Annotated in this window: 3 protein-coding genes; all 3 read left to right on the top strand. The window is 57.2% G+C overall.

Going from position 1 to position 1,522, the window contains the following annotated elements; translation table 11 throughout:
* Nucleotides 1–313: hypothetical protein (locus RRY12_13195; GenBank protein MEG2185630.1), on the top strand; the 313-nt coding region annotated here is incomplete at its 5' end.
* 3 nt (nucleotides 314–316) lie between these two features.
* On the top strand, nucleotides 317–1,147 hold the full coding sequence (locus RRY12_13190; protein MEG2185629.1) for a phosphonoacetaldehyde hydrolase: 831 nt from the start codon (nucleotides 317–319) through the stop codon (nucleotides 1,145–1,147).
* A partial coding sequence (locus RRY12_13185) for a 2-aminoethylphosphonate--pyruvate transaminase (protein ID MEG2185628.1) occupies nucleotides 1,144–1,522 on the top strand: 379 nt, incomplete at its 3' end. The genes RRY12_13190 and RRY12_13185, both read left to right, overlap by 4 nt.

Genomic DNA, 1,522 nt, shown 5'->3' with positions numbered 1-1,522 from the left:
ATCAATGTCGGTGCCGCTTTACAGGACCTTCTGCCGCGTGACGCTGCCTATGTGCTCCGAGGCGCTGCTTGAAAGCGCCGTCTATATCTTCGTAAACTCGATGGTGACGGTATCGGCCGTCGTCTTTCTATATCCCGCAGATTTCAAGCTGGCCTCAGTCGCCATCGTGAACATGGAGGACGCGGGCGACATTGCGCCGGCCGCCGCTCTTTCGGTGCTGGTGATAACGGTCAATATAGCGGCGCGTCTCGCCTATGAGTACGCCGCTGGGAAACTTTCAAAAAAATCCGCACTACAGACATGGAGGTCTTAATTAATGAAAGAAAATAAAAACAACATTTCGTGCGTAATTCTGGACTGGGCCGGCACAACGGTCGACTTCGGCTGCTTTGCGCCGCTTAACGCCTTCACGCGCGTATTCGCCGACCACGGACTGCCCATCTCCATAGAGGAAGCGCGCGGGCCTATGGGACTTGCAAAAAGGGATCATATTCGCGAGCTGCTCAAGATCGAGCGCATCTCCGCGCTTTTTTTGAAAAACCACGGCTATCCGTGGATGGAGGACGACGTAGAACGCCTCTACGCGGACTTCGTACCGGCGCTGATGAAGACGCTGGACGCCTTCTGCCGCCCGATAGAGGGCGTCGTCGAGACGGTGGAACAGCTTCGCGTGGGGGAGATCATGATAGGTTCGTCAACCGGATACACCGCGAAGATGATGGAGGTAGTAGCGGAGGGCGCGGCCGCCGCAGGCTACAGCCCGGACGCACTGGTGACGCCCGATGAAACAGGGCTTGGCCGCCCGTACCCGTACATGATATTCAGGAACATGGAAAAACTGGGCGTATATCCTCCGCGCCGCGCGGTCAAAGTCGGAGACACGGCAAGCGACATCGCAGAGGGGAAAAACGCGGGGGTATGGAGCGTGGGCGTCATCACTGGAAGCAGCGAACTTGGGCTTGACCGCTTGGAGCTTGCCTCGCTTTCAGCCTCCGAGCGCCTTTACAAATTCCGCCGCACGCAGAGGAATTTTTATTCCGCGGGAGCCGATTTCGTAATAAACGAGATAACGGAGCTGCCGATGCTCATAGAAAAAATAAACATGATAAACGCTAAAAACGCGGGAAAGGAAGAGAATATACAATGACGCAAAATCCATACCTTCTGCTCACACCCGGGCCGCTTTCTACCACTGCGGCGGTGAAAGAGGCGATGCTGCGCGACTGGTGCACGTGGGACAGCGATTACAGCGACCTCGTTGAGCGGATGAGGGAGGAGCTGGTCTCGCTTGCTGTGGAAAACGAAGGTTCGCGCGCGGCCTACACAGCGGTGCCCATGCAAGGAAGCGGCACATACGGAGTAGAATCCGTCATAGGCAGCGTCCTGCCGCGGGACGGCCGGCTGCTTGTCATCTCAAACGGCGCCTATGGCAGACGCGCGGCGCAGACGGCTGCCGTGCTCAAAATAAACGCGGTCGAACTTTCATACCGCGAGACTGAGCGTCCGGACGCAGCAGATGTCG

Origin of the sequence: Cloacibacillus sp., assembly GCA_036655895.1 — a bacterium.
Lineage (GTDB): Bacteria > Synergistota > Synergistia > Synergistales > Synergistaceae > JAVVPF01.
The sequence above is the reverse complement of the archived record's forward strand: the minus strand, read 5'-3'. Positions and strand labels throughout refer to the sequence as shown.